30 protein-coding genes are annotated in these 26,908 nt (G+C 71.3%); 17 read left to right on the plus strand and 13 right to left on the minus strand.

The window, feature by feature from the left end; all coding sequences use genetic code 11:
* Window positions 1-40 precede the first annotated feature (40 nt).
* Window positions 41-838: an alpha/beta hydrolase family protein gene (locus FHX52_RS21865; RefSeq protein ID WP_141824446.1), complete on the minus strand. Its 798-nt coding sequence runs from the start codon at window positions 836-838 to the stop codon at window positions 41-43.
* An 82-nt stretch (window positions 839-920) separates the two neighbouring features.
* Between FHX52_RS21865 and sp36 the strand changes: the two genes are divergently transcribed.
* The 4 genes from sp36 to FHX52_RS21885 are packed head-to-tail and all read left to right on the plus strand — an operon-like array spanning window position 921 to window position 3,229.
* Window positions 921-1,085, plus strand: a complete 165-nt coding sequence (gene sp36 / locus FHX52_RS21870) for a Sp36 family protein (RefSeq protein WP_141824447.1) — start codon at window positions 921-923, stop codon at window positions 1,083-1,085.
* Between the two features lie 2 nt (window positions 1,086-1,087).
* The gene (locus tag FHX52_RS21875; protein ID WP_141824448.1) at window positions 1,088-1,552 is read left to right on the plus strand and encodes a RidA family protein; all 465 of its coding nucleotides are present in this window, start codon (window positions 1,088-1,090) and stop codon (window positions 1,550-1,552) included.
* 13 nt (window positions 1,553-1,565) lie between these two features.
* Complete coding sequence (locus tag FHX52_RS21880) at window positions 1,566-2,435, plus strand: NUDIX hydrolase (protein ID WP_141824449.1); 870 nt, start codon at window positions 1,566-1,568, stop codon at window positions 2,433-2,435.
* A complete protein-coding gene (locus FHX52_RS21885) occupies window positions 2,432-3,229 on the plus strand; it encodes an MBL fold metallo-hydrolase (RefSeq protein ID WP_141824450.1) in 798 nt (265 codons plus the stop codon). The genes FHX52_RS21880 and FHX52_RS21885 overlap by 4 nt, the downstream gene beginning before the upstream one ends.
* 25 nt (window positions 3,230-3,254) lie before the next feature.
* On the opposite strand, the gene FHX52_RS21890 is transcribed toward FHX52_RS21885, so the two are convergent.
* Window positions 3,255-4,499, minus strand: a complete 1,245-nt coding sequence (locus tag FHX52_RS21890) for an ROK family transcriptional regulator (RefSeq protein ID WP_185747427.1) — start codon at window positions 4,497-4,499, stop codon at window positions 3,255-3,257.
* A 214-nt stretch (window positions 4,500-4,713) separates the two neighbouring features.
* Here FHX52_RS21890 and FHX52_RS21895 point away from each other — a divergent pair, with 214 nt between their 5' ends.
* From FHX52_RS21895 to FHX52_RS21915, 5 genes are all read left to right on the plus strand, one after another.
* A complete protein-coding gene (locus tag FHX52_RS21895) occupies window positions 4,714-5,784 on the plus strand; it encodes a substrate-binding domain-containing protein (RefSeq protein WP_141824452.1) in 1,071 nt (356 codons plus the stop codon).
* Window positions 5,785-5,789: 5 nt separating this feature from the next.
* Window positions 5,790-6,815, plus strand: a complete 1,026-nt coding sequence (locus FHX52_RS21900; protein WP_141824453.1) for an ABC transporter permease — start codon at window positions 5,790-5,792, stop codon at window positions 6,813-6,815.
* Window positions 6,812-7,627, plus strand: coding sequence for an ATP-binding cassette domain-containing protein (locus FHX52_RS21905; RefSeq protein ID WP_141824454.1), 816 nt, complete (start codon window positions 6,812-6,814; stop codon window positions 7,625-7,627). Before FHX52_RS21900 ends, FHX52_RS21905 begins: the two co-directional genes overlap by 4 nt.
* 92 nt (window positions 7,628-7,719) lie before the next feature.
* The gene (locus FHX52_RS21910; RefSeq protein ID WP_141824455.1) at window positions 7,720-8,661 is read left to right on the plus strand and encodes a sugar phosphate isomerase/epimerase family protein; all 942 of its coding nucleotides are present in this window, start codon (window positions 7,720-7,722) and stop codon (window positions 8,659-8,661) included.
* Window positions 8,658-9,326, plus strand: a complete 669-nt coding sequence (locus tag FHX52_RS21915) for a nucleoside/nucleotide kinase family protein (protein ID WP_141824456.1) — start codon at window positions 8,658-8,660, stop codon at window positions 9,324-9,326. The genes FHX52_RS21910 and FHX52_RS21915 overlap by 4 nt, the downstream gene beginning before the upstream one ends.
* A 105-nt stretch (window positions 9,327-9,431) precedes the next feature.
* On the opposite strand, the gene FHX52_RS21920 is transcribed toward FHX52_RS21915, so the two are convergent.
* From FHX52_RS21920 to gntA, 4 genes are all read right to left on the minus strand, one after another.
* Window positions 9,432-9,944: a hypothetical protein gene (locus FHX52_RS21920; RefSeq protein WP_141824457.1), complete on the minus strand. Its 513-nt coding sequence runs from the start codon at window positions 9,942-9,944 to the stop codon at window positions 9,432-9,434.
* A 281-nt stretch (window positions 9,945-10,225) separates the two neighbouring features.
* Window positions 10,226-10,903 (minus strand): Crp/Fnr family transcriptional regulator, encoded by a 678-nt coding sequence (locus FHX52_RS21925; RefSeq protein WP_141824458.1) that lies wholly within the window; start codon window positions 10,901-10,903, stop codon window positions 10,226-10,228.
* A 126-nt stretch (window positions 10,904-11,029) separates the two neighbouring features.
* Complete coding sequence (locus FHX52_RS21930; RefSeq protein ID WP_141824459.1) at window positions 11,030-11,620, minus strand: DUF1989 domain-containing protein; 591 nt, start codon at window positions 11,618-11,620, stop codon at window positions 11,030-11,032.
* Window positions 11,621-12,469, minus strand: coding sequence for a guanitoxin biosynthesis heme-dependent pre-guanitoxin N-hydroxylase GntA (gntA, locus tag FHX52_RS21935; protein ID WP_221630682.1), 849 nt, complete (start codon window positions 12,467-12,469; stop codon window positions 11,621-11,623).
* Between the two features lie 249 nt (window positions 12,470-12,718).
* Between gntA and nth the strand changes: the two genes are divergently transcribed.
* From nth to FHX52_RS21950, 3 genes are read left to right on the plus strand one after another with little or no spacing between them, the layout of a single operon-like run.
* The gene (gene nth, locus FHX52_RS21940; RefSeq protein WP_246070377.1) at window positions 12,719-13,378 is read left to right on the plus strand and encodes an endonuclease III; all 660 of its coding nucleotides are present in this window, start codon (window positions 12,719-12,721) and stop codon (window positions 13,376-13,378) included.
* Window positions 13,379-13,388: 10 nt separating this feature from the next.
* Window positions 13,389-14,129, plus strand: coding sequence for an NUDIX hydrolase (locus tag FHX52_RS21945; protein ID WP_141824460.1), 741 nt, complete (start codon window positions 13,389-13,391; stop codon window positions 14,127-14,129).
* The gene (locus FHX52_RS21950; RefSeq protein ID WP_141824461.1) at window positions 14,129-15,331 is read left to right on the plus strand and encodes a MarP family serine protease; all 1,203 of its coding nucleotides are present in this window, start codon (window positions 14,129-14,131) and stop codon (window positions 15,329-15,331) included. Before FHX52_RS21945 ends, FHX52_RS21950 begins: the two co-directional genes overlap by 1 nt.
* A gap of 202 nt (window positions 15,332-15,533) precedes the next feature.
* Here FHX52_RS21950 and FHX52_RS21955 read toward each other — a convergent pair whose 3' ends face one another.
* The 5 genes from FHX52_RS21955 to FHX52_RS21975 are packed head-to-tail and all read right to left on the minus strand — an operon-like array spanning window position 15,534 to window position 19,917.
* Window positions 15,534-16,925, minus strand: coding sequence for an aldehyde dehydrogenase family protein (locus FHX52_RS21955; RefSeq protein ID WP_141824462.1), 1,392 nt, complete (start codon window positions 16,923-16,925; stop codon window positions 15,534-15,536).
* Complete coding sequence (locus tag FHX52_RS21960; protein ID WP_141824463.1) at window positions 16,922-17,356, minus strand: cupin domain-containing protein; 435 nt, start codon at window positions 17,354-17,356, stop codon at window positions 16,922-16,924. The genes FHX52_RS21955 and FHX52_RS21960 overlap by 4 nt, the downstream gene beginning before the upstream one ends.
* Window positions 17,349-18,464 carry an isocitrate/isopropylmalate dehydrogenase family protein gene (locus FHX52_RS21965; protein WP_141824464.1) on the minus strand — a complete coding sequence of 372 codons (1,116 nt, stop codon included), beginning with the start codon at window positions 18,462-18,464 and terminating at the stop codon, window positions 17,349-17,351. The genes FHX52_RS21960 and FHX52_RS21965 overlap by 8 nt, the downstream gene beginning before the upstream one ends.
* Window positions 18,461-18,775, minus strand: a complete 315-nt coding sequence (locus FHX52_RS21970; RefSeq protein ID WP_141824465.1) for a putative quinol monooxygenase — start codon at window positions 18,773-18,775, stop codon at window positions 18,461-18,463. Before FHX52_RS21970 ends, FHX52_RS21965 begins: the two co-directional genes overlap by 4 nt.
* A complete protein-coding gene (locus FHX52_RS21975; protein ID WP_246070322.1) occupies window positions 18,772-19,917 on the minus strand; it encodes an Ldh family oxidoreductase in 1,146 nt (381 codons plus the stop codon). The genes FHX52_RS21970 and FHX52_RS21975 overlap by 4 nt, the downstream gene beginning before the upstream one ends.
* 94 nt (window positions 19,918-20,011) lie before the next feature.
* Between FHX52_RS21975 and FHX52_RS21980 the strand changes: the two genes are divergently transcribed.
* Entirely contained in the window at window positions 20,012-20,662 is a 651-nt protein-coding gene (locus tag FHX52_RS21980) for a GntR family transcriptional regulator (protein ID WP_246070323.1), read from the plus strand.
* A gap of 44 nt (window positions 20,663-20,706) precedes the next feature.
* Here FHX52_RS21980 and FHX52_RS21985 read toward each other — a convergent pair whose 3' ends face one another.
* Window positions 20,707-21,399, minus strand: a complete 693-nt coding sequence (locus tag FHX52_RS21985; RefSeq protein WP_141824467.1) for a response regulator — start codon at window positions 21,397-21,399, stop codon at window positions 20,707-20,709.
* Window positions 21,396-22,949 (minus strand): sensor histidine kinase, encoded by a 1,554-nt coding sequence (locus tag FHX52_RS21990; RefSeq protein ID WP_221630683.1) that lies wholly within the window; start codon window positions 22,947-22,949, stop codon window positions 21,396-21,398. The genes FHX52_RS21985 and FHX52_RS21990 overlap by 4 nt, the downstream gene beginning before the upstream one ends.
* A 227-nt stretch (window positions 22,950-23,176) precedes the next feature.
* Here FHX52_RS21990 and FHX52_RS21995 point away from each other — a divergent pair, with 227 nt between their 5' ends.
* From FHX52_RS21995 to FHX52_RS22010, 4 genes are read left to right on the plus strand one after another with little or no spacing between them, the layout of a single operon-like run.
* Window positions 23,177-24,190 carry a Bug family tripartite tricarboxylate transporter substrate binding protein gene (locus tag FHX52_RS21995; RefSeq protein WP_141824469.1) on the plus strand — a complete coding sequence of 338 codons (1,014 nt, stop codon included), beginning with the start codon at window positions 23,177-23,179 and terminating at the stop codon, window positions 24,188-24,190.
* The gene (locus FHX52_RS22000) at window positions 24,187-24,780 is read left to right on the plus strand and encodes a tripartite tricarboxylate transporter TctB family protein (protein WP_141824470.1); all 594 of its coding nucleotides are present in this window, start codon (window positions 24,187-24,189) and stop codon (window positions 24,778-24,780) included. The genes FHX52_RS21995 and FHX52_RS22000 overlap by 4 nt, the downstream gene beginning before the upstream one ends.
* The gene (locus FHX52_RS22005) at window positions 24,780-26,345 is read left to right on the plus strand and encodes a tripartite tricarboxylate transporter permease (RefSeq protein WP_141824471.1); all 1,566 of its coding nucleotides are present in this window, start codon (window positions 24,780-24,782) and stop codon (window positions 26,343-26,345) included. Before FHX52_RS22000 ends, FHX52_RS22005 begins: the two co-directional genes overlap by 1 nt.
* A 1-nt stretch (window position 26,346) precedes the next feature.
* Window positions 26,347-26,745, plus strand: a complete 399-nt coding sequence (locus FHX52_RS22010) for a universal stress protein (protein WP_141824472.1) — start codon at window positions 26,347-26,349, stop codon at window positions 26,743-26,745.
* Window positions 26,746-26,908 lie beyond the last annotated feature (163 nt).

The following is a 26,908-nucleotide window of genomic DNA, read 5'->3' on the forward strand; positions in this document are numbered from 1 at the left end:
GGGTGCAGGATCACCTCGAATCGGGGTGGGTGGGCTCGGATCAGGGGGTGGTGGGGGTGAGGGAGTGCACTGCGGCGAGGACGGACCGGAACGCTGGGGCGGTCGGGTCGATGAGGGCGAAGTGGTCGGCCCCGGCGATGACCTCGCTCGTCACGTCGGCCCCGGCGGCTCGGGCCTTCGCCAGGTAGGCGTCACCGACAGATGTGGGCACGACGTCGTCCGCATCTCCCCAGATCAGACGCACCGGCACGCTCGGTTGCGTCGACATCGGGTCGGCCTCCGCCCACGCGGCGCTCCCCGCGTCGGAGCCGACGAAGGCCCGGGCGGCGCCGTCGCCCAGCTGCATCCGGTCAGCCGCGCCGAGGTCGACGACCCCGGCGAGGGACACGACACCGGCCACGGCGCCGGGGTGCCCCTCGGTCAGCCACGGCTGGGCGGCCGCCCACGTGACCAGGTGGCCTCCCGCGGAGTGGCCGACGAGGACGATGGGCTGGGGCAGCTCGGGATCGGCCAGCACCGCGGTGACGAGGCCGCGCACGTCGTCGAGGGTGCCGGGGACGCCGCCACCCGGCATACCGACGCGGCGGTACTCGGCCACCGCGACGGTGTAGCCGGCCCCGGCGAAGGCCTGCGCCTCGGGCTCTGCGTGCGCGCGGTCGTATGCCGCCCGCCAGAAGCCGCCGTGCACGACGAGCACCGTCACGTGGCGGGGTGTCACCCCCGCGGGCGGGAGACGCACGTCGTAGACCTGGGCGGGGTCGGCGCCGTAGGCACGCGTCGCCGCGGGCGGCGACGACGGGGGGAGGGGCGCGGGCTCCGAGCGGGGGGTCGTCGACATGGGCGCCATGCTGCCACCGGGCGCCGGCGTGCACCCGGCGACGGCGCAGAGAGCGAGCGCAGCACTGAGTAGGGTGAGCCTCATGACCACGTGGGAGTACCTCACCGCACCTCTTCTGATCCACAACACCAAGGCGATCCTCGACAACTTCGGGGCGGACGGCTGGGAGCTCGTCCAGATCGTCAACGGGCCGGACGGCTCGAGCCTCGTCGCCTACTTCAAGCGTCCCAAGTCTGGGGGGAACTGACCATGGGTGCCGTGGAGGACCGCCTGTCCGAGCTGGGGCTCACCGTGCCCGACGTCGTGCCGCCCGTCGCGGCCTACGTCCCCGTCGTGCGCGACGGTGACCTCGTCTTCACCTCCGGCCAGCTGCCGATGGTCGCCGGCGCGCTCGCCGCGACCGGCAAGGTCGGTGCCGAGGTCGACGCCGACGCTGCGAAGGCGCTCGCCGAGACGTGCGCGCTCAACGCGATCGCCGCGATCAAGTCGGAGATCGGCGACCTCGACAAGGTGTCGCGCGTCGTCAAGGTCGTCGGCTTCGTCGCCTCGGACCCCGGCTTCACCGGGCAGCCGGGCGTCATCAACGGCGCGAGTGAGCTCTTCGTGAAGGCCTTCGGCGACAAGGGGATTCACGCCCGCTCGGCCGTGGGCGTCGCTGCGCTGCCGCTCGACGCACCGGTCGAGGTCGAGGTCATCGTCTCGGTGCGGGACTGATCGCGAGAACGCCTTGGGTCGCCTCTTCCCGCTGACGACGACGCCGGGCATCTCTGATGCCGGGCGGCGCTGGCTGGCCGGTGAGCGGTGGGAGGTGGCCCGGCCGCGTCGGGCCAGCACCGTCATGCTCGTGCGCGACGCCGCAGTCGGAGCCGACGCTGTCGTCGACGGGGCCGTCCGGACCCCGACCGTCGAGGTCTTCATGCTCCGCCGGGTGTCGCAGATGGCGTTCGCGCCGAGCACCATGGTCTTCCCGGGCGGCGGCGTCGACGACCGCGACGGCGAGCAGGACCTGCCGTGGGCGGGCCCCTCGCCGGTGCAGTGGGGTGCCCGGCTCGGCTGCTCGCCGACCGACGCCCAGATGTATGTCGCAGCCGCGATCCGCGAGGTCTTCGAGGAGTGCGGCGTGCTGCTCGCCGGCCCCTCGGCAAGCGGGCCGCTCGCGCGGGTCGAGCCCGAACGGTGGCGTGGCGTGCGCGACGCGCTCGTCGCCCGCGACGTGTCGCTCGGCGAGCTGCTGCGTGACGAGGGTCTCGTGCTGCGCTCCGATCTCGTTGTCGCCAAAGCACATTGGCTGACCCCGGTCTTCGAGCCGCGTCGTTTCGACACGTGGTTCTTCGCGGCCCACATGCCCCGTGGACAGATCGCCGACGGTGACACGAGCGAGGCCGACCACGCCGCGTGGGTGGCCCCCCGCGAGCTCCTCTCCGCGTATGCCGCCGGGCAGGCTTCCATGCTGCCGCCCACTGTCATGTGGGTGGAGGAGATCCTGCAGGCTTCCAGCGCAAGCGAGTTCGTCGCACACGCCCCGCACCTGCCGCTGATCATGCCCGAGGTCGTCCACAGCGAGCTCGGGCCCGCGATGGAGGTCGTCGAACGATGAAGGGCGCCGCTGCGGACCCGAGTTGGGCCGGCGGCTCGGTGGGGGAGCGTGCCGTCTGCGTGCTCTGCCCGAACCCGTCGCCCATGACGCTCGACGGCACGAACACGTGGCTGCTCGCCGAGCCGGGCTCGGACGAGGTCGTCGTCGTCGACCCCGGGCCACTCGACGAGGAGCACCTGGCTGCTGTCATCGACCAGGTGAGGGAGTCGGGCCAGCGAATCGCCTTGACCCTGTTGACTCATGGCCATCTCGACCATGCAGAGAGCGCCGACCGCTTCCATGAGCTGACCGGTGCGCCGGTGCGCGGCTTCGGGCGCGGCCACGACGACGTGCGCGCGGGCGAGACGATCACCGTCGGCGGGCTCGAGATCCTCGCCGTGCCGACGCCGGGCCACACGAGCGACTCCTTCTCCTTCGTCCTCCCGGCCGACAACACGCTCCTCACCGGTGACACGGTGCTCGGCCGTGGCACGACGGTCGTCGCGTGGCCGGACGGCAACCTTGAGGCCTACCTCGAATCCCTCTCTCACATCGAGGCGCTCACCCGAGCGGGCACGGTGACGAGTCTGCTGCCGGGTCACGGACCGGCCGTCAGCGATGCGGCCGCCACCGTGAGCTTCTACCTCCGGCACCGGGCCGAACGGCTCGCGCAGGTGCGCGAGGCGGTCGCCCGAGGTGCGAAGACGGCATACGACGTCGTGGAGACGGTCTATGCGGACGTGCCGCGCAGCGTGTGGCCGGCGGCCGAGCTCTCGGTGAACGCCCAGCTCGAGTACCTCCGCACCCACGCCTGAAGAGCGGGCCCAGCCCCGTCCGCGCTCAGGACGTCGCAGACGCGGCGACGAGCGCGTCGACGCGGGTGGGCTCGTAGAGGTGGTCGCAGAGCGCGGTCACGAGCCCGCTCACGCCGGCCATGTCACGCTGCGCCGCGGGCACGATCTGGAGCCGCCGCGTCGCGAGGGGCAGCGAGCGCGCATAGACGGACTCGCGGATGCCGGCGAAGAGGTGGTTCTCGGCGGCGGCGAGCTCACCGCCGATGACGACGACCTCGGGGTTGAGCAGGCTCACCGCGTCGGACAGGGCGATGCCGATGATCCGACCGGCGCGGCGCAGGAGGCGGGTCGCCGTCGGGTCGCCCGTGGCGATGAGCTGCACCGCGTCGTGGACGGACGTGACCGGTTCCCCAGCGGCGCGGAGGTCACGGACGATCGCCCAGCCCCCGGCATACGCCTCGATGCAGCCCTGGTTGCCGCAGCGGCACTGCGGGGGCTCACCCTCCTCGGGCACGACGACCTGGATGTGGCCGATGTCGCCGGCCGCTCCGTCAGCACCCCGGTAGAGCTGGCCACCGGCGATGAGGCCCGCGCCGATGCCGGTCGCGAGCTTGAGCATGAGCATGGACGAGACGTGCGGGTGGGCGAGCCGGTGCTCGCCGATGGCCATGGCGTTGGCGTCGTTCTCGACGACGACGGGGCAGGCGAAGTGCGCAGCGAGGTGGCTGCGGATCGGGTAGCGGTCCCACCCCGTCATGATCGGCGGGCTCACGACCATGCCGGCGACGCTGTCGACGGGACCCGGGAGGGCGAGGCCGATGCCGCGGACGTCGGAGCTGCCGAGGCCCAGCTCGGTCAGCATGGGCCCGAAGGCGCCGACCACCTCGCTCAGCCAGTGCTCCGGGCCGGAGGCGATGTCGAGCGTGAGGCGGCTCTGGTCGAGGACGGCGCCAGCGAGGTCGGTGACGGCCAGACGCACGCCGGTCGCGCCGGAGTCGGCGATGAGCAGCGCCCCGCCCTCGTGACGGAAGCGGAAGCGGCTCGGCGGGCGCCCGCGTGAGGTCGAGGTGATCTCGGCTGCCGTGATGAGCCCCGCCTGCTGGAGGGCCTCGAGCCGGGCGCCGACGGTGGCTCGCGACAGGCCCGTGCGCTCGACGAGCTCGGCGCGGGTGACGTCGCCGTGGGAGCGCACGAGGGCGAGCACCTGGCCCGGGTTGCCCTGCGGCGGCGTGGGGAACGACTCGTAGGGCGGGCCGGGCAGCGCTCCGGACAGGTCGGTCGGGTCGGTCATCGCCACCTCCTCGTGGGCATTCGTTGGCATTCGCGGGCTCCCGTGGGACCTCGCGGGACCTCGTGGGGCCGTGCGAGACGCCCTCGGTGGGGCGTCCCAGAGCAGTTCTATCAGAGATTTCGCTCTTTTTGCTTGACAGTTGACAGAAATAGGCCTTCCATTGTGCAGAAGTCGAACCGATCCTCGGTTCCCGCTCAACGAAGAGAGGCCTCTCATGGCACCAGTCAGCAAGCCCCGCCGTCTCGCCCTCGCTCTCGGTGCCGGTGGCCTCGTCATCGGCCTCGCCGCCTGTGGCGGGTCCTCGCCGGCCGCGACCGGCGGCTCCACGGGGGCCGGCGGCGCTGCGAGCGCGACCGGTGGCGCGGGCGGCGGCAAGATCGCCGCCGTCATCAAGGGTCTCGACAACCCGTTCTTCCAGACGATGGAGGCCGGCATCAAGGGCGCCGCCGCCGACTCCTCGTCCGACGTCACCGTCCAGGCCGCCACGGCGATCACCGACACGAGCGGCCAGGCCGACAAGCTGAGCGGCCTCGCCGGTCAGGACTTCGGCTGCTTCGTCATCAACCCGATCTCGGGCACCAACCTCATCCAGGGCGTGGCCCAGCTGTCCGCCAAGAACGTGCCGATCGTCAACATCGACAGCCCGATCGACGCCGCGGCCGCCCAGGCTGCGAGCGCCAAGATCGCCACCTACATCGGCACCGACAACGTCGAGGCCGGCACGATGGCGGGCAAGACGATGGGCGAGCTGCTCCCGAGCGGCGGCGACGTCGCGCTCATCGGCGGCATCTCCGGTGACGTGACGAGCGGCGCCCGACTCGACGGCTTCCAGAAGGGCATCCCGGCGAACGTCAAGGTCGTGCAGACCGTCGCCGCCGACTGGGACCGCCAGACGGCGCTGACCAAGGCCACCGACATCATGCGCGCCCAGCCTGCCCTCAAGGGCTTCTTCGCCGCCAACGACGACATGGGTCTCGGCATCGCGCGAGCCATCGCCAACGCCGGCAAGACCGGCCAGATCAAGGTGATCAGCGTCGACGGCAACAAGGACGCCTTCGAGGCGATCAAGGCCGGTGGAGTCGACGCGGTCGTCGCGCAGTACCCCTACGTCATCGGCGCGATGGGTGTCGAGGCGTGCCGCGCCGCGATGGCCGGCAAGACCCTGCCGACCAGCGTCAAGGCCCCGGTCCAGGTCGTCACCAAGGACACCGTCGACAAGGCGCTGGCCTCCGCTCCGAAGCCCGGCGAGTCGTACGACGACCCGTTCGCGGCTCTCCTCAAGTGATCGCCATGACCGAGACCTCAACCCGTGAGACCGCCTCCGGCGGCTCCACCTCACGCGGAGCCGGCGCGGCGCCGCACACCCCGGCGCGACCGAGCCGGGCGGCCGGCCTGCGTGACCTCAGCAACTGGGCCGACTGGGCAGCGCTCGTCGGGCTCATCGTCCTCGTCGTCATCTTCCAGTCGCTCAACTCGACCTTCCTCAGCCCCGGCAACATCCAGTCGATGCTGGTGGCCTCGGCCATTCTCATCGTCCTCGCGATCGGCCAGACGTTCGTCGTCGCCACGGCGGGCATCGACCTGTCGGTCGCCTCGACGATGACCCTCGCGGCCGTCGTCTTCGGGATGGTCTTCACCGCTGGGCACGGCCTGCCGCTGTCGATGGCGGCGGCGGTCGTCGCCGGCGCGATGGTCGGCCTCGTCAACGGCCTGCTCGTGGCGCGGGGTCGGATCACCGACTTCATCGTCACGCTCGGAACCCTCTCTGCCGCTTCGGGGCTCGCGCTCATCCTCTCGGACGGCAAGCCGGCGACGATCATCAGCGCTCCGCTGCTCAAGCTGTCGACCGGCTCGATCGGGATCTTCGGCTACAGCGTCATCGTGGCCCTCGTCATCGCGCTCATCGCCCACATCGTGCTCTTCCGCACCCGCTTCGGCACCCACGTGCTCGCGACCGGAGGCAACGCCGAGGCGGCGAACGCGACCGGCGTGCGCACCAAGCGCGTCAAGACCTGGGTCTACGTCATCTCGGGCGTGCTCGCGGGCATCGGCTCGATCCTGCTCGTCGCTCGCGTCGGCGCGGCCGAGCCGGCGGCCAACACCGCCTTCCTGCTCAACTCGGTGGCGGCCGTCGTGCTCGGAGGCGTGAGCCTCTTCGGTGGCCGCGCCACGATCATCGGGCCCGTCATCGGCGCGCTGCTGCTCACGGCCCTCGTCAACGGCCTCACGCTGCTCGGCGTCTCGCAGTTCTACCAGCCCCTGTCGGTCGGCATCGTCGTCGTGCTCGCCGCATTCCTCACGAGGTTCCAGAAATGACCGAGACCACCCCCACCCCCACGATCCCGCTCTGGCAGGACGTGCCCTCCGACGCCCTCCTCGACGTGCGGGGAGTGTCGCTCGCCTTCGGCCAGGTGCGGGCGCTGCGCGACGTGTCGATGCACGCCCGCCGTGGCGAGGTCACCGCGATCGTCGGCGACAACGGAGCCGGCAAGTCGACCCTCATCCGCTGCATCAGCGGCATCCACAAGGCCGACGAGGGCAGCATCGACTTCGACGGCGAGCGGGTGCACTTCCGCTCGCCCGAGGAGGCCCGCTCGGCCGGCATCGAGACGGTGCACCAGAACCTCGCCCTCGTCGAGGACCTCACGGTCTGGCAGAACCTCTTCCTCAACCGCGAGATCGTGCGCGGCATCGGCCCGGTGAAGCTCCTCGACCGCGGTGCGATGCGCAAGGAGGCCGAGCGCATGGTGTCGAGCCTCGCGGTCAACGTGCCGGCCGTCGGCGCCCGTGTCCGTCGCCTCAGCGGCGGTCAGCGCCAGGCTGTATCCATCTGTCGCGCAGCGGGATTCACGTCCAAGCTCATCATCATGGACGAGCCCACCGCGGCGCTCGGTGTGCAGGAGACCGCACGCGTCGAGGAGCTCATCCAGCGACTGCGCGACGAGGGTCACGCGATCGTGCTCATCAGCCACAACTTCGCCCAGGTGCTCAAGTTGAGCGACGCGGTGTGGGTCATGCGGGCCGGTCGCTGCGTCGCGGGCCGTCGCACGGCCGAGACCGACGGCGACGAGATCGTCGCGCTCATCACGGGTGCCCGTGCGGGCGACCTCGCCGACGAGCCCGCCTGAGCCACCTGCCCGTTCATCCCTTTCCGTATGCCGTCTCGGCACCCGGACCGCCGCCGCGCGGTCCGCGTGCCCGACCTCTCCAAGGACCAGCCATGACCGTCAACACCACCGAGACCACCGACACCACCGCCCCCGCTCCGGCGACGTCCGGGATCGCCAATGGCGAAGCCCGGGTACGCAACCCGATCGGCGTCCACGCCCTCGTCTTCGTCGGCGACACCTCGCCCGAGAGCGTCGAGTCCGCCGTCGCCCGCACGGCAGCGGCCGGCTACGACCTGCTGGAGTTCTCGCTGCACGACTCGATCAACCTCGACCGTGCCGCGACCCGGGCGCTGCTCGAGCAGCACGGTCTCGGGGCTGCCTGCTCCCGCGGCCTCGCGCCCGACGCCGACGTCTCGAGCGAGGACCCGGCCGTCGTCGCCCGCGGGCAGGAGCTGCTGCGTCAGTCGCTGCAGCTGACGGCCGACATCGGGGCGACGGTCCTCACCGGGGCGCTCTACAGCGCCTTCGGCAAGGCTGCGGCGCCGCTGACGAAGACGGGCCGCGACCACGTCGTCGGGGTGCTGCGCGAGCTGGCCGAGGAGGCAGCGCCACTCGGGGTCACCCTCGGCCTCGAGGTGTGCAACCGCTACGAGACCAACGTCGTCAACACCGGCCGCGAGGCGCTCGCCCTCGCGGACGACATCGGAGCCGACAACGTCATGGTGCACCTCGACACGTACCACATGAACATCGAGGAGGATGACTTCGTGACACCCGTCCTCGAGGTCGGCGACCGGCTCGGCTACGTCCACATCGGTGAGAACCATCGTGGCTACCTCGGCTCCGGACACCTCGACTTCGCGTCGTTCTTCGGGGCCCTGCGACAGATCGACTACCGCGGCGCCCTGACGTTCGAGTCCTTCTCGTCGGCGGTCCTCGCACCGGGCCTGTCCAACGACCTCGCGATCTGGCGCAACCTCTGGGACGACGGCGACGACCTCGCCCGCCAGGCCCGCAGCTTCATCGACTCCGGACTGAACCCCTCGGCATGACCGACCAGCCGGGCATCGAGGCGCTCGTCGCGGCGGCGGTCGCCCTCGTCGGTGACCGCCGCCGGGTCGTGCTCGGCGTGGCCGGCGCCCCAGGGGCGGGCAAGACGACCCTCACCGAGGCACTCGTCGATGGCGTCGCCCGGGCGCAGGGTGCCGACTGGGTCGCGCACGTCCCGATGGACGGCTTTCACCTCGCCGACGTGCAGCTCGACCGGCTCGGCTCCCGCGGCCGCAAGGGTGCCCCCGACACCTTCGACGCCGAGGGGTATGCCGCCCTGTTGCGTCGGCTCGTCGACGACCCCGAGTCGTGGATCTACGCCCCCGGCTTCGAGCGGACCCTCGAGCAGCCCATCGCCGCAGCGATGGTCGTGTCACCCGCAGCGCGGCTCGTCGTCACGGAGGGCAACTACCTTCTCCTGCCGGAGGATCGGTGGCGGCGGGCGCGGGCGGCGCTCGCGCAGGTGTGGTTCGTCACCGGCGACGACGACCTGCGGCGCTCACGCCTGGTCCAGCGCCACGTCACCTTCGGGAAGGAGCCCGACGCCGCAGAAGCCTGGGTCGAGCAGACCGACGAGGCCAACGCGGTGCTCATCGCGGCCGCAGCCGACAGTGCAGACCGCTTGGTGCTCAACGGCCCAGCAGGGTGGTCCTTCGTCCGTCGGTGACCGCGAGGCGGCACGCGGGCACCCGAGGTGCGCAGACGGTATACGGCCGCGTGAAGAACGGCGGATGCGAGGGCGCCGCCCCCACATCCGCCGTCCTCATGTCGATCAGCTGGAGGTCTCCCAGTAGTACCAGCCCTCCGACGTGGACGGGAACTTGATGGTCCCCGTCGCGAGCAGCGACGTCGTGCAGTTCGCGTTGACGCGGGACTTGCGGTAGCTGACCGTCTCGCCCCAGCTGACGTACTGGGCGTGGCCGTACATGCCGGACGTGATCTTGCGCGTGTACGTGTTCGTCGTCGAGGTGGAGTTCGAGGTGCTCAGCGAGGCGCTGATGCTGACCTTGGCCTTCGCGAGGACGGCGCCCACCTCGCTCTCCGCTCCTGCGGTCACCTGGAAGGAGACGCTGCCCGAGTAGGAGCGCGCCACCGACATCGTGCCGCCCGGGCCGTTCTTGAAGGTGGGCACGCCGCTGAAGGGCATGCGGTTGGCGGTCGAGGTGAGCGAGTAGAGGATCTCGGACGGGCAGGCTGCGTGGGCCGGCCCGGCGACGAGGGCCGTTCCGCCCGTCGTCGCGATGAGCGCCACGGTCACAGCCATGGCGCGTGTCTTCATTGACATGTGTCTCCCTGTCGTTCGCTCGCACGCCAGTGTGCGAGGTGACCGAAGACTAGGGACGGGTTCAAGTGCTCGGCTCGGCGGCGCCCCGGAGCCGAGGGTAAAGAACACGTAAGTTTTTAAGGGGTCCCCCGATGTCGCGCGCGACGAGTCTCACCACGGCCGAGAGGAGGAGGCCGCGACGGCGCGAGGGCAGGCACCACACCAAGGGCGATGGTCCGCAGGCCGTCGATGCAGCCGAATGTGCTTGCGGCTCAAGGCCGCTCGGTGCAGGTCGAGAGTGCTCAGCGAGCGCGACGCTTGAGGCGCTCGACGTCGAGCAGGAGCACGGCGCGGGCCTCGAGCCGGAGCCAGCCGCGCGTGGCGAAGTCGGCGAGCGCCTTGTTGACCGTCTCGCGCGAGGCGCCGACGAGCTGCGCGAGCTCCTCCTGGGTGAGGTCGTGCGAGACCATGACGCCGCCCTCGACCGGGCGCCCGAAGCGCTCCGACAGCTCGAGGAGGGCCTTGGCGACGCGACCGGGCACGTCGGTGAAGACGAGGTCGGCGAGGTGGGCGTTGGTGCGGCGCAGCCGCTGGGCGAGCGCGGCCAGCAGCGACTTCGAGACCTCGGGGCGGCCGGAGAGCAGGCCGGTGAGGGAGTCGTTGCCGAGGCCGAGCAGCTGCGTCTCGGCGATGGCGGTCGCGGTCATCGTGCGGGGGCCGGGGTCGAAGAGGCTGAGCTCGCCGAACATCTCGCCGGGGCCGAGGATCGCGACGAGGTTCTCGCGCCCGTCCGGGCTCGTGCGGCCGAGCTTGATCTTGCCCTCGGCGATGACGTAGAGCGTGTCGCCCCGGTCGCCCTCGTGGAAGAGCACGTCGCCGCGCTCCATCCGGGAGCGACTCATCTGCGACTGCAGTGCTGCAGCCGCCTCGTCGTCCAAGGCCTTGAACAGGGGCGCGCGCCTCACCACATCGAGATCCACGGGGTCAGTGTGCCATGGAGGGCACGCGACCGCTCGGCTCTGGCGCATCCCTCGGCGGGGCGGATCGCCCTCAGCCCCTGGGGCAGGCGCTGGACAGCGGCTGCACAGCGCACGTCCAGCGGGTGTTCAGCCGTCGATCCGGTAGTCGATCGGCTTGCACACCCCGTTGTTGGACTTCTCGGCCGAGCAGGCCGTCAGCCCGACGACGAGGTCGGCCCGGGCCTCGAGCACGAAGCGGTCACCCGCGACGGAGGTCGGAGGGTCGATGTGCAGCTCGCCGTCTCTCTCGGCCCAGACGTTCATGAAGATGTTGAGCGTCGTGCCGATGCCGTCCGGGTCGACACCGAGCGGGCCCATCGACGTCGCGAGGTTCTCGAAGCAGCTCGGGTGGTAGGCCCCCTCGAACTCCGGATAGAGAAGGTCGAAGGTCTGCTGGCTGCACGGCGTCAGGAGGAAGTCGTGCCGTCCGCAGGTGTCGTCGACGACGACGGCCATCTCGGTGCTGCGGTTGCTGTAGAGCACCGTGCCGGTCGTCACGAGAGTGGAGTTCGCGTAGTCGATCGTGCGACCGGACGACAGCCACTCGTCGTGGTCGTCGGCGAGCACACAGTAGAAGTCGCTCACCTGGCCCCCGGTCGGGTCGACGACCGTGAGGCTCTGGCCGGCGCGCAGCAGGAAGCCGGCGCCGGTCTGGGGCGCGAGGCGGGTCAGTTCCATTCAGGTCCCCTGGGGGTTGTCGGTGTCGTCGGCTTCATCAGTGTGCCCGCCGTGCCCGCCCGGACCGCCCGGGTCGCCCTGGGCGTCACCAGTGTCGTGCACCTCGAGGGGCGGCTCCCAGTCGGAGCCGTGCGCCCGGCCGGAGTACTGCATCGCCTCCGTCGCCTCACCGTGGTCGGCCACCATCGGGTTGATGTTGCCCTGGAGGTCCTCGTCCCGCCTGCGGATCGTGCCCCGCATCCGCTCGAAGCGGCCCTCCTCGCGCAGCTGCTCGAACTGCTCGTGCGGGTTGAAGACGAGCGTCGGCAGCGGCGCCCGTCGGGCGACGCGCGAGGCCGCCGGGTGCAGGCCGACGATGAAGTAGGCGGTGCCCCCGACGCTGAAGGCGAAGTGCGGGTCGTTGGGGTCGGAGCCGACCCCCGGCGCCCACGCGTCGTCGTCGGCGTCGTGCAGCCGCTGGAGGAGGTCGAACAGGGCCCGCTCGAAGGCGGCCTCGTCTGCGGGGACGGGCCCACGGAAGGTCGCGATGAAGGAGTGGAAGCCGTCCTCGCCCTCGATGCCGCGGGCGAACTCGCCGAGACGGGCCAGCAGCTCCTCCGGCACACCGGCGCCGGACATGTCGTCGAGAACCACGTGGCAGACGCTGCCCCGACGGAAGACGGACTTCGCTCCCAGGCATGGGAACTCCTCGTGCCCGACCATCTGCTCGAGCGCGTCGGCGACCTCCGCCTCGGGCGCGCGAGCCAGGTCGGCCTCCGCCAGCCGGCCGAGCAGCTGCTCGAGATCGTCGTCGTCCGGGGGCGAGGCGGCGCTTGTGGCGCGGCTCCCCGGTCGGGTCCCTGTGGTCATGTCGTGCTCCTTTTCCGTGCAGGAGCCCCGTACCCAGCCGCTCGCGCGTTCACCCGCAACCCTCGACGCCAGCCGTTCCCGGGCCGCCGGCTCGCCGCCCGCGAGCCGCCGCCCCGCAGCCCCCGCCACCCGGCCGCCGGGACGTGTGAGCGTGACTCAGGGTGGCGGCATACAGTGTCGTCTGTGTCTGCCCGAGCCGTCGTGACCGCCGACGAGTCGCCCGTCGCGCGGGTGCGTCGCGCCCGCCGCATGTACCGCTCGCTGCACGAGCGCTACCCGTATGCGCACTGCGAGCTCGACTTCTCGACGCCCCTCGAGCTGCTCGTCGCGACGATCCTGTCGGCGCAGACGACCGATGTCGGGGTCAACAAGGTGACGCCGGTCGTCTTCGCGAAGTACCGCACGGCCGCCGACTACGCGAACGCCGACCGCGCCGAGCTCGAGACGATCGTCCAGCCGACCGGCTTCTACCGCGCGAAGACCGACTCGCTCATCAAGCTCGGCATCGCGCTCGTCGAGCGCTTTGACGGGGAGGTGCCGCCCCGCCTCAAGGACCTCGTGACCCTGCCGGGGGTCGGGCGCAAGACCGCGAACGTCGTGCTCGGCAACGCCTTCGACATCCCCGGCATCACCGTCGACACGCACTTCGGTCGCCTCGCCCGCCGCTTCGGCTGGACCGAGGAGGAGGACCCCGTCAAGGTCGAGCACGAGGTCGGCCGGCTCTTCATGCGCAAGGACTGGACGATGCTCAGCCACGTCGTCATCTTCCACGGCCGCCGCACGTGCCACGCGAAGAAGCCCGCCTGCGGCGCCTGCCCGGTGGCGCGCTGGTGCCCGAGCTACGGCATCGGCGAGACCGACCCCGAGCGCGCGGCGAAGCTGCTCAAGTACGAGCTGGCCCCGAAGTGACGGCGCCCGCGTGACGCAGGTCGTGAGTGGCATCGCGTATGCCGGCCGCTCGGGTTCCATCGACCCCTCCCCGTCGCTCGGGGCGGGTGAGGCACCCCGCCCCGACTGGCTGCACGAGCTCGCCGAGCGCGTGAGTTCCACTCCGCCGGAATGGTTCTCGAGGTTCCTGCCTCCGGACGAGGGGGCGCGGGAGTCGGCGGTCCTCATCCTCTTCGGGCCGCCACCGGCGGGTGCGACCGACGAGGGCGAGCACGTCGTCCTCATCGAGCGCTCGCACACGATGCGCACCCAGCCGGCCCAGATCGCCTTCCCCGGAGGGGCGCGCGACCTCGAGGACGACGACCTCGTCGCCACTGCCCTGCGCGAGGCGGAGGAGGAGGTCGGTCTCGACCCGTCGGGTGTCGACGTGCTCGCGGTGCTGCCGTCGCTCTTCCTGTCTCCCGCCAACTTCGTCGTCGCGCCGGTGCTCGGCTGGTGGTCGGCGCCGTCTCCGATCGGCGTGCGCGACCCGGCCGAGGTGCACGACGTGCTCTCGGTCCCCGTGGCACACCTCGTCGACCCCGGGCACCGCTTCTCCGTGTCGCACCCGTCGGGCTACGTGGGGGCCGCCTTCGAGCTCGGCGACCTGCTGCTCTGGGGCTTCACGGCCGGCCTGCTGAGCAGCCTCCTCGAGCTCGGCGGCCGGTCCCAGCCGTGGGACCCCGCCCTGCAGCGACCCCTGCCCTCGCGCTACCTGGGAGGAGGTCGCTGATGACCGGCAGCACGCTGCTCGACATCGCCCTCATCGTCCTGCTCGTGGGCTACGGCGTCTCGGGCTACCGCCAGGGGCTCATCCAGAGCGTCTTCTCGCTCGTCGGATTCTTCGTCTTCGCGCTGCTCGCCGTGTGGCAGATGCCGGCGCTGCTCGAGCGGTGGGGGCCCACGGGGCAGGACACGCGCACCCGGGTCATCATCCTGCTCGGCGCGGTGATCGCCTTCGGCTGGCTGGGGCAGTTCCTCGGCGGGCTCGTCGGCGGGTCGATCCGGCGCCGGGTCGGGCAGTCCTCGCTGCGGCGGGTCGACGCGGTGCTCGGTGCGGTCGTCGTGACGCTCGCCGCGACCCTCATCGTGTGGTTCATCGGCGGGGCCCTGCGCACCGCGGGCAACCCGACCCTCTCCAAGGCGATGTCGGACTCCAAGGTGCTGCGGGTCGTCAACACCCTCGTGCCGGAGCAGACCGGCGAGATCTTCGCCGGCTTCCGCGGATTCCTGTCGAGCCAAGGCTTTCCGCAGGTCTTCGGCGGTCTCGTGCCCGAGCCGATCACGCCGGTGCAGGACCCCGACCCCGCCGTGGCGCGCTCGGCAGCGGTGCGTGAGGCGGGCCGCTCCGTCGTCAAGGTGACGACCGTCTCGACGTCGTGCCAGCGCGGCCAGGAGGGCACCGGCTGGGTGCTCGCCCCGGGTCGCGTCGTGACGAACGCCCACGTGGTCGCCGGGTCGAGCGAGGTGCGCGTCGAGGGCGGCGACGAGCTGCTGCGCGGCCGCGTCGTCGTGTTCGACCCCGAGCGCGACCTCGCCGTCATCGACGTTCCGGGGCTGACGCCGCCGGCGCTCGCGCTCGGCTCCGAGCTCGAGCGGGGCGCGTCCGCGGCGGTGCCGGGCTTCCCCCTCGACGGGCCCTTCCGCGTCGTGTCGGCACGGGTGCGAGCCGTGCTCGACGCCCGGGGCCGCGACATCTACGGCGACCAGCCGGTCGTCCGTGAGATCTACTCGCTCGCCACGACGGTCCAGCCGGGCAACTCGGGTGGGCCGTTGCTCGACCCGCGCGGGCGCGTCGTCGGCGTCATCTTCGCGAAGTCGCTCGAGGACGCCGGCACGGGCTACGCCCTCACCCTGGGCGAGGCGAAGCCCGTGCTCGAGGCCGGCGTCAAGGCCTCCCGTGAGGTCGACACCGGAGCCTGCATCGCCGGCTGACCCCAGCCCGGTTCGAGTGCCCACTTCCCGACGGGTCGCTGGGGTCGAGTGCCCACTTCCCGACGGGTCGCTGGGGTCGAGTGCCCACTTCCCGACGGGAAGCTGCGTCGGATGATGGGCACTCGACTCTGCGGCCGATGGAAGTGGGCACTCGACGTGTGGGGACCCGCGGGAAGGTGGGCACTCGACTGCGGCAGCGGGGTCAGGAGGGGGCGGCGACCCAGTAGGTGCGCTCGTTGGTGAAGGCGAGCAGACCCGCATCGGCGAGCTCGCGCCCGTGACCACTGCGCTTCGTGCCCCCGAACGGCACCCTCGGGTCGGAGGCCACGGTCGCGTTGACGAAGGCCGCTCCCGACGTGACCCGACGAGCGACCCCCACCGCCCGCTCGGTCGACGCGCTCCACACACTGAGGCCGAGGCCGTATGCCGTGTGGTCGGCGAGCGCGACCGCGTGGCCCTCGTCGCGGGCCACGGCCACGGCCGCGACCGGCCCGAAGGTCTCCTCGTCGAAGACCGGCATGCCCGGCCCGGTGCCGAGCAGGACCGTCGGCTCGTAGAACCAGCCCGGCCCCGGCAGGCTCCGACCTCCGACGGCGAGGGTCGCCCCGAGGGCGACGGAGGAGTCGACCTGCCGTTGCAGGGCGTCGCGCAGGTCGGCCCGGGCGAGCGGGCCGACGTCGGTCGTCGGGTGGGTCGGGTCGCCGACGCTGAGCGCACGGACGCCGTCGACGAAGCGCTCGATGAACTCGTCGGCCACTGCCTCGTCGACGATGAAGCGCTTGGCGCAGACGCAGCTCTGGCCGGCGTTGGTGAACCGGGCCCTCACCCCGGCGCGCGCGGCTGCCTCGACGTCGGCATCGGCCAGCACGACGAAGGCATCGGACCCTCCGAGCTCGAGCACAGACGGCTTCGTCGCCCGCCCGGCTGCGGCGCCGACCATCTCGCCGGCTCCGTTGCTTCCGGTGAGCGTGACCGCGGCGATGCGGTCGTCGGCGATGAGGCCCCCAACGACGTCGGGCACCTCGGGCTCCGCGACGACGAGCGCGCTGACGAGGGAGGCCGGCAGCCCAGCCTGCTCGAAGACCTCGATCATGGCGAGGGCCGAGCCGGTGACGTTCGGCGAGTGCTTGAGCAGCAGCCCGTTGCCGGCCGCGATCGTCGGGATCGCTGCCCGCATGACCTGCCACACAGGGAAGTTCCAGGGCATGACGGCGAGCACGAGGCCCATCGGCTCGTGGGAGACCCAGGCCGAGACCCCGCCGGCATCGCCCAGGTGCACGGCGCGGTCCGCGAGCATGGCGGCCCCGTGGTCGGCGTAGAACTCGGCCGTGAGAGCGGACTTGGCGACCTCGCCGCGTGCCTCGACCAGGGGCTTGCCCATCTCACTCGTGACGAGGCCCGCCAGGTCGTCAGCGCGATCGCGCAGCACCGCGGCCAGCCGGCGCACCGCCGGCAGGCGTTCTGCGACGGGCACGAGGCCCCAGGCCCGCGCGGCGAGGGCCCCAGCATCGACGACGGCCTCGATGTCATCTGCGGTCATCGCCGGATAGGACTGGAGCACAGACCCGTTCGTGGGATCGACGGTGACGATCATGATGCGCTCAACCCGCCGCGATCGCTGTCGGAGAGGTGCTCGAAGGTCTCTCCGGTCGCGGTCATCGTGCGCGTGACGTCGCGCCCGCCGTAGACCCAGTAGATGCTCATGGTGCCCGAGCCACGGTTCCAGAAGCGGTGCGGCACCCCTGCGGGCACCCAGGTGGCCTCGCCGGCGACGAGGTCGAAGGAGTCGTCGCCGATCTCGGCGACGGCCTCGCCCTCCAGCACGAGGACGGACTCCTCGACGTTGTGGCTGTGCAGCGGCAGACCCGTGCCCGCGGCGAACCGGGTCCGGCCCGTCGTGACGTGGTTGCTCTCGCAGTTCCACTTGCCGACGTAGGGGATGGTGACGACCCCGTTGCCGCGGTCGAAGGGCGTGACCCGGTCGGGTCGGATGAGCAGGCTGGGCGGGGTGGGCTGGTCAGGCATGGCTGTCCTCTCGAAGGGCGACCTGCGGCAGGGTGGCGTCCGACACTGCGTGCGACACGGACCGGGCGATCGCCGCGGCGACCTCATCGGTGCTCCGGCTCCCGCCGAGGTCGGGGGTGCGGGTGCTGGGGTCCGACACGACGGTGGTGACGGCCGCCTCGATCGCTGCCGCTGCGGCGACGAGCTCGGTGCGCCCCGACCGGGCACCGTGCCAGTCGAGCAGCATCGCGGCTGACCGGATGAGCGACACGGGGTTGGCGATGCCGCGACCGGCGATGTCGGGCGCCGAGCCGTGCTGCGCCTGGGCCACGCAGATGTCGTCGCTCGCGTTGATGGCGCCACCGAGACCGAGGCTGCCGCAGAGCTCGGACGCCTCGTCGCTGAGGATGTCGCCGAACATGTTGGTGGTGACGATGACGTCGAAGCTGCCGGGGTCACGGATGAGCCGAGCGGCCGCCGCATCGACGATGAGCTCGCGCAGCTCGACGTCGGGATAGTCCGACGCGACACGACGCACCTCGCGGAGGAAGAGGCCGTCGGAGAGCTTGACGACGTTGGCCTTGTGCACCGCGGTGACGAGCTTCCTTCTCGTGCGGGCGATCTCGAAGGCCGCTCGGGCCACGCGCGCCGAGGCCTTGGCAGTGATCTTGCGCAGGGAGAAGGCGGAGTCGGCGTCGGGCATGAACTCGCCCGACCCGGCATACATGCTGCGGTCGGAGTAGAAGCCCTCGGTGTTCTCTCGCACGATGACGAGGTCCATGGGGTGGCGCAGAACGCTGAGGTCGTCGACCGAGCGGCACGGTCGGACGTTGGCGTAGAGCTCGAAGCGAGTGCGCAGCTCGGCCGACGGGTTGATGCCGCCCTCGGCGCGCGGCGGGTAGTCGTAGTGGGAGACCGGGCCGAGGATCGTGCCGTCGACCTCGGCGACCCGCGCGAGCACGTCGTCGGCGAGGGTCGTGCCCTCGTCGGCCAGCGCGGCCAGGCCGATCTGGCGCACCTCCGTCTGCAGGCAGAGCCCGAAGCGCGTGTCGGCCGCCTCGAGAACCGCGAGGGTCGCGGCCGTGATCTCGGGCCCGATGCCGTCGCCCGGCAGGACGAGGATCCTCATGACGCACCTCCCGCGTGGTGAGCGTGCACGCGAGAGAGGGTGTTGACCTGGCTGCCCGGCACGACGCAACGGTCGGCGGCTCGGCGCCAGTCGGCGAAGTGAGGTGCGGCGCGGTGGGCGGCGACGGCGTCCTGGTCGGCATACAGCTCGTGGAGGATGAAGTGGTGCGGGTCGTCGAGGTCCTGGCACACGTCGAAGTGCAGGCAGCCGGGCTCGTCGGTGAAGCTGAGCCGGGCGTTCGTGGTGATCGCGTCGACGAAGTCGTCGAGCCGCTCAGGGACGACGTGAAGCGACACGGTGAGCGCGATCACGGGTGGACCTCCTGGGTCTGGTGGGGCGGGTGTGGGGCATCGGTGCGGGGGAGGGGGGTGCCGCTCTCGGCGGCGAGGGCGGCGAGGCTCGCCCACGTGGTGGCAGCGAGGTGTATGCCGTCGCGCTCGTTCGCGTCGCGGCTGCGGTCCTCGAGCTCGCCGGGGACGAGGATCTCGTCGGCCCACGACGCGAGCTCACCGGACTTCGTCGCATCGACGAGCTCCTCCATGCGAGAGGCGAACTCAGTCGTGCTGCTCATCGCGGCGACGTCGATGACGATGAGCAGATGGCCCGCGCCGCTGCGCCGGTCCGGGTCGTAGGGGCCGACGACCTCTGGCCCGAAGGCGCTGCCGGTGAGCACGCCGGCGAGCACGTCCATCATGAAGGAGATGACGTAGCCCTTCGGGCCGGCCATCGGGAGGATGAGCCCTGCGAGCGCGGCTGCCGGGTCGGTGGTGGCGTTGCCCTCGGCATCGGCCGCCCACCCCTGCGGGATGTCGCCGCCGCGCTCACTGGCGAGGTAGACCTTGCCGCGGGCGACGGCGGTGTTGGCGAGGTCCATGACGACGACGCCATGGCGACCGGCGGGTGCGGCGATGGACCAGGGGTTGGTGCCGATGCTCTTGCGGCGGCCACCCCAGGGCGCCATGGCGGGGCTCGCGTTGGTCACGAGGATCGCGACGCAACCGGCCTCGGCGGCGACCCGGGTGAAGTAGGCCGCCGTGCCGAAGTGGCCGGAGTGGCGCACGGCCACACCGGCGATCCCGTGATGCCGGGCTCGCTCGACGCCGAGGTCGACGGCCCGGCGCGTGACGACCTGTCCGATGCCGTCGTGCCCGTCGAGCACGAGCACGGCCCCGGAGTCGGTGATCGTCTCGACGTCGGTGACCGCGGCCATGGCACCTGAGGCCAGGCGGGCGGCATACCACGGCAGGCGAAGCACGCCGTGCGAGGCGTGGCCCCACAGCTCGGCCATGACGAGCGTGTCGGCGAGGAGGGCGGCGTCGTGCTCCGGCACGCCGCGAGCAGTGAGCAGCTCGGTGACGAGCGCGCGCAGCGTGTCGGGTCGGACCACCATGCCCGCTGGTGGAGGTGGTGGTGGGGGTGGGGCGGTGGCGCTGCGGACGGACTCGATGACCACGCCTGCTCCTCTTGTTGGGTGGGTCGTGCAAGACTGGTGCCATGGAAGCATACTTGTATACATGTATGCAAGAGAGGGGCGGGAGATGGAACGAATGAGGCGTGCCTCCGGGGGCCAGCTCGTCTACACCGAGCTGCGCCGGCGCATCCTCGACCTCGAGCTCGAGCCGGGGCAGCGGCTCTACGAGCCCGAGCTCGCGGCCGAGCTGCAGGTCAGCCGGACGCCCCTGCGGGAGGCGCTGCGACTGCTGCTCGCCGAGGACCTGCTCGACCAGCTGCCCACCGGAGGCATGGTGGTGCGGCCGCTCAGCACCGAGGACATCGAGGAGCTCTACGGGGTGCGAGCCGCCCTCGAGGGGGTGATGGCCGCGGAGGCCGCCCGACGGGTGACCGATGCGGAGGCCGCGCGGCTGGGCGATCTCGTCGAGCGCAACGCGCGGCACGTCGGCGACGCGGAGGACGCGATGCGCGCCGGGCACGAGTTCCATCTTGCGATCGCCGCGGTGGCGCGGCACGGGTGGGCGGGGCGGCTGCACGAGCAGGTCGACGGGCACATGTCGCGCTACCGGGCCTTCACCAACCAGAGCCAGGAACGGCGTTCAGCGGCGCTCGCGGAGCACCGCGCGATCCTCGCGGCCATCGTCGGGCGGGACCCCGAGTCGGCTCGGGCGCGGGCGGAGGAGCATGTGCTCGCCGCACGCGACGTCGCTCTCGAGGCCATCGGGGGGCGCCTCGACGCTCGTTGACAGCCCCGGCCCGGCGAAGTGGCCGCTCGACCTGGGGGGTCTGGTCAGGCGGGGACGCTGCGGTAGCGGCGCTCCGGTCGGCCGGCGGCGCCGTAGCGCGGACGCAGGGTCTCGGCGGCGCCGACATCGACGAGGTGGTCGAGATAGCGACGGGTGCTGCTGCGGGACAGGCCCGTCGCGTCGGCGCACTCCATCGCCGACATCCCCTCCTCACCGGCCTCGGAGAGCGCACGCTCGACGAGCTCGATGGTGTCGCGGCTGATGCTCTTGGGCAGGCGCCGTGTCGTGCGGGTCGCCTGGCTGCGGAAGGCGCGGTCGACGTCGTCCTGACCCACCTGCCCGACACTGCGCAGCTCCGCGAGCTCGGCCCGGTGCTCGGCGAACTCGACGAGCCGCTGGCGCAGGGCGTCGATCTCGAACGGCTTGACGAGGTAGTGGAAGACACCGCCGCGCATGGCCCGTCGCACCGAGTCGAGGTCGCGCGCCGCGCTGATGACGATGACGTCGAGCTCGCCGAAGGGCGGCTCCCGCAGGCGGCGCAGCACGTCGAGGCCGCTCATGTCGGGCAGGTATACGTCGAGCAGGACGAGGTCGGGACGGGTCGAGCGCACGGCCTCGAGCGCCGCCGCCCCGGAGTGCACGATGCCGACGACCTGGAAGCCCGCCTGCCGGGCCACGACGCTCGAGTGCACCTTCGCCACCATGAAGTCGTCGTCGACGACGAGCACCCGGATCATCGCGCCACCGTCACCGGGTCGAGCGGGAGGGTCGCCACGAAGACGGCACCGTCGTCGTGGCTCACGGTGACGTCGCCCCCGCGCTTGCGGCAGATCATCCGCACGAGGGCCAGCCCGATGCCGCGCCGGTCACCCGGCGGCGCCTCCTTGGTGCTGACGCCCTTGCGGAAGACGCGCTGCCCGAGGTCGCGGTCGACCCCGGGCCCGGTGTCGCGCACGGTGATCCGCACCTGGCGCTCGTCCTGCACCACCTCGACGGTGACGACGGGGTCAGGAGCGTCGGCGGAGGCGTCGAGGGCGTTGTCGATGAGGTTGCCGAGCACCGTGTTGACGTCGGTCGCCATCCGCTCGTCGAGGCGATCGACGTCGGTCGTCTCGGCGAGGACGAGCTCGACGTGACGCTCGTCGGCCTGGCTCGACTTGGCGATGAGCAGGGCGGCCACCGCGGGGTCCGCGACGTGCGAGGTGATGCTCCGGGTGAGGCGCATCTGGGTGTCGGCGATGTGGCGGACGTAGCCGCGCGCCTCGTCGTACTCTCCGAGCTCGATGAGGCCGCTCACGACGTGCATGCGGTTGCTGAACTCGTGGGCCTGGGCTCGCAGGGCATCGGTCGTGTCGCGGGTGAGGTCGAGCTCGCGCTGGAGCTCGAGCATCTCGGTGCGGTCGCGTAGTGTCACGACCCAGCCGATGTGCCGTCCGTGGCTGAGCACCGGCATCCGGTTGATGGTCAGCACCCGCCCACGGAAGGGCATGACACGGTCGGTCGTCGCGTCGGCGTCGTCGAAGATCTCGTCGAGGCGACCCGAGGGGTCGACGTCGGAGATGGCCCGACCGGTGGCGGTCTGCGGGATGCCGAGCAGGTGCGCCGCCTCGTCGTTGACCATCGTGATGCGGCGGTCGAGCCCGACGGCGACCATGCCCTCCTTGATGCCGTGGAGGAGGGCCTCCCGCTGCTCGACGAGCCCGGTGATCTCGCGCGGCTCGAGGCCGAGGGTCTGGCGCTTCACCCGGCGCGAGAGCAGCAGCGAGCCGGCGACCCCGAGCGCACCGGCGATGCCGAGGTAGGTGAACAGGCTCGGCAGGGCCGCCGCGAGGTTCTCCATGACGGAGGGGTAGGCGCGGCTGACGGCCACCACGCCGACGGTCTCGCGGGTGGTCGGGCTGATGATGGGAGCCGTCGCCAGCGCCGCGCCCGTGTCGTCCTCCGTGCCTACCCAGCCCCGACCCTTGAAGGACGGAGTGTATTGCAGCAGAACGGGATTCGCACGCGGCAACGGGTCGGTGGAGACGACGATCCGCCGATCCGGTGCCGCGACGGCGACCTTGGTCGACCCGGAGAAGGTGCGGCTCTCCTCCGCGACGGTCTGGGCCCGGCTGATGAAGCCCGGGCGCTGGGACTCGACCGCCTCGCGCAGGCCCGCCGTGCCGGCGAGGCTCTCGGCGACCGCCTGCGCCCGACGACCCTCGGTGTCGCGGAAGCGGGCGTCGGACTGCGCCAGCGAGACGGCGGCGACCCCGATGAAGACGACGCACATGATGGCGAGCTGCATGGCGAGCATCCGGCCCGCCAGGGTCCACCTGGGGAGCCGCAGCCGAGATCGCCACGCCGCGTCCATGACGACATCATGGGTGTTCGGTCCGCGAGCAGCCAACGCCAGCGCGTGAGCAAAATGAACAAAATGGAGTTTGCGCTCCGAACGGTGACACCCGGCCCAGCGGTCGACACGCTGACGACCACACCAAGGGCCAGTGCCCACCTCGGACAAAGGAGTCTCCAGTGCGTTTCCGGACCTCGCTCACCCTCACCTCGGCCGTCCTGGCCGCGGGCCTGGCCCTCTCCGCCTGCGGCGTCAGCGCCGACGCGGAGTCGTCGACGGGCGGTTCCACGGCGGCCTCCGGCCCCGTCACGGGCCTGCGCATCCTCGTTCCCAACTCCCCGGGCAGCGGCTACGACCAGACGGCGCGTGCCGCGGCCAAGGCCATGCAGGACGCCAAGCTCGCCAGCACGATCGAGGTCTTCAACGCTGCCGGCGCGGGTGGCACCGTCGGCCTGCAGCGCCTCGTCAACGAGAAGGGCGCCGACGACATCCTCATGCAGATGGGGCTCGGCGTCGTCGGCGCCGTCTACACCAACAAGTCGAAGGCCACCCTGAACGAGACGGTGCCGATCGCCAAGCTCATCGAGGAGTCCGAGGCCATCGTCGTGCCGGGTGACTCGCCCTACACGACCCTCGACCAGCTCGTCGCCGCCTGGAAGGCCGACCCGGGCAAGGTGCCCGTCGGTGGCGCCTCCAACCCCGGCGGCCCCGACCACCTGACGCCGATGCTGCTCGCCAAGGCCGTCGGCGTGACCCCGAAGGACGTCAACTACGTCGCCTACGACGGTGGCGGCGAGCTGCTCACCGGAGTGCTCGGCAACAAGGTCGCCTTCGCCGCGACGGGCATCAGCGAGGTCGCCGAGCAGGCCAAGAACGGCGACGTCAAGATCCTCGCGGTGACGAGCGCCGAGCCGGTCAAGGGCGTCGACGCCCCGACCCTCAAGAGCCTCGGCGTCGACATGGAGTTCACCAACTGGCGCGGCATCGTGGCGCCCCCCGGCCTCTCGACCGAGAAGACCGCGCAGTACGTCGACCTGCTGACGAAGATGCACGCCTCGGAGCAGTGGAAGAAGACGCTCGCCGACCAGGGCTGGACCGACGCGTTCCAGACGGGCGACGAGTTCAAGACCTTCCTCACTGCTCAGAACGAGAGCGTGGCGGGCGTGCTCCAGGAACTCGGCCTGACGTCATGAGCACCGGCAAGGACACGGTGGTCCCCTCGGGGACCACGGGTGGGCCGGGGGCCTCGCTGCCCCCGGTCCCCCCGGACCGGGTGCCTGACGCCACCCGTGACTCGACGTCGAAGAACTACTCCGAGTACGGCGTCGCCGTGCTCCTCCTGGCCCTCGGGGTCTGGGCGATCACCGACGCGATGAGCCTCACCGACCTCGCCTCGTCGAAGGGCCCCGTCGGTGCCAAGACGGTGCCGATGCTCGTGGGTGGCCTGCTCGTCCTCATGGCGATCCTGCTCGCCGTCGACATCGCCCGCGGCGGTCGCGGTGAGCAGGAGGGTGGCGAGGACGTCGACCTCTCGCACGGCAGCGACTGGCGCACCATCGGCCTGCTGGCAGGCGCCTTCGTCGCCAACGCCCTGCTCATCGAGCGGATCGGCTGGCCGCTCTCCGGAGCGATCCTCTTCTTCGGCACGACGTATGCGCTGGGCAGCCGACACTACGTGCGCAACGCCATCATCTCGCTCGTCATGTCGGTCGGCTCCTGGTACCTCTTCTACGCCGGCCTCGGGATCAAGCTCCCCGTCGGACTCCTGAAGGGAATCCTCTGATGGACGGCATCAACTCCCTCATCGAGGGCTTCGGCACGGCACTGACGCCGATCAACCTGCTCTACGCCTTCCTCGGCGTGCTGCTCGGCACGGCCATCGGCGTGCTCCCGGGCATCGGTCCGGCCATGACGATCGCGCTGCTCCTCCCGCTCACCTACACGCTCGAGCCGACGCAGGCGTTCATCATGTTCGCGGGCATCTACTACGGCGGTATGTACGGAGGGTCGACGACCTCGATCCTGCTCAACACGCCGGGTGAGAGCGCCTCGGTCATCACCGCCATCGAGGGCAACCTCATGGCCAAGAAGGGTCGAGCAGCGGCCGCCCTCGCCACGGCCGCGATCGGCTCCTTCATCGCCGGCACGATCGGCACGCTCGGCCTGGCCCTGCTCGCCCCCGTCATCGTCAAGCTCGCGGTGCAGATGGGTGCGCCCGACTACTTCGCCGTCATGGTGCTCGCCTTCATCGCGGTGACGACGGTGCTCGGCTCGTCGAAGGTGCGTGGGCTCGCCTCCCTCGGCATCGGCCTGCTCATCGGCCTTGTCGGCATCGACCCGACATCGGGTCAGCAGCGGCTGACGCTCGGCATCCCCGAGCTCGCCGACGGCATCGACGTCGTCGTCGTCGCGGTCGGTCTCTTCGCCGTCGGTGAGGCGCTCTGGGTCGCGGCCCACCTGCGTCGCTCCCCGCTCGAGATCGTGAAGTTCGACGGCGCCTCGATGAACCGCAAAGACTGGTCGCGCTCGTGGAAGCCCTGGCTGCGCGGCACGGCGATCGGCTTCCCCTTCGGAGCGGTGCCAGCCGGCGGAGCCGAGATCCCGACCTTCCTGTCCTACGCGATGGAGAAGAAGCTGACGAAGCACCCCGAGGAGTTCGGCAAGGGTGCCATCGAGGGTGTCGCGGGACCCGAGGCCACCAACAACGCCTCGGCCGCCGGTGGCCTCGTGCCGCTGCTGACGCTCGGCATCCCCACGACGGCGACCGCGGCGATCATGCTCGGGGCCTTCCAGAGCTACGGCATCCAGCCCGGGCCACGCCTGCTCGACACCCAGCCCGAGCTCGTCTGGGGACTCATCGCGAGCCTCTTCATCGGCAACACGATCCTGCTCGCGCTCAACCTGCCGCTCGCGGGGGTCTGGGCCAAGCTGCTGCGCATCCCGCGTCCGTATCTCTACGCGGGCATCCTCTTCTTCGCCAGCATCGGGGCGTATGCCGCCAACAACTCGACCTTCGACCTGTGGCTGCTCATCATCATCGGCGCGCTCGGCTTCTTCATGCGGCGCTACGGCCTGCCGGTCGTGCCGGCCATCATCGCCATCATCCTCGGCCCGGTCGCCGAGGAGCAGATGCGCAGGGCGCTGCAGATCAGCAACGGAGAGCTGAGCGGCCTCTACAACACGGCGTTCTCGCAGGTCGTCTACGTCGTCATCGCCCTCCTGCTCGTCGTGCCGCCCGTCGTTCGCGCGGTCCGCAAGCGCCGCGGTGGAGACAGCGACAACGGCCCGCACGGCCTCGTCGTCGACGACCAGCCGCTCCACGCGCACGCCAACCAGGAAGGCCTCTGACATGCCGATCGTCGTGGGATACGTCCCCTCACCCGAGGGCCGTGCCGCGCTCGGTCGCGCCATCGAGGAGGCGCGGCTGCGTGGTCGACGCCTCGTCGTCGTCAACGCGAGCCGCGGCGACGCCCTCGTCGACCGGAGGCACGCCTCGGCCGGGGAATGGGAGTCGGTGCAGCAGCAGCTCAGCGACTCGGGTGTCGAGTTCGAGGTGACGCAGCAGATCGAGGCACGCGACCCCGGTGACCAGGTGCTCGACGTCGCACAGCAGACGAACGCCGAGCTCATCGTCATCGGGCTGCGCCGCCGCACGCCCGTCGGCAAGCTCATCATGGGCAGCCAGGCGCAGACCATCCTGCTCGAGGCCGACTGCCCCGTGCTCGCCGTCAAGGCCGCCACGTCCTGACCCGTCCGCCGACCCAGCCCGTATGCCGTGGGGCCCGTTCCAGCAGGAGCGGGCCCCACGGCATACCGCAGTCGCGTGACCGTCGAGAACCAAGCGCTCGACGGGGAGGGCGTCGAGAACTGGGCACTCGACATGGAGGCTCGAGTGCCCAGCTCCGACGAGC

It is taken from the genome of Humibacillus xanthopallidus (genome assembly GCF_006717145.1).
Taxonomy (GTDB): domain Bacteria; phylum Actinomycetota; class Actinomycetes; order Actinomycetales; family Dermatophilaceae; genus Humibacillus; species Humibacillus xanthopallidus.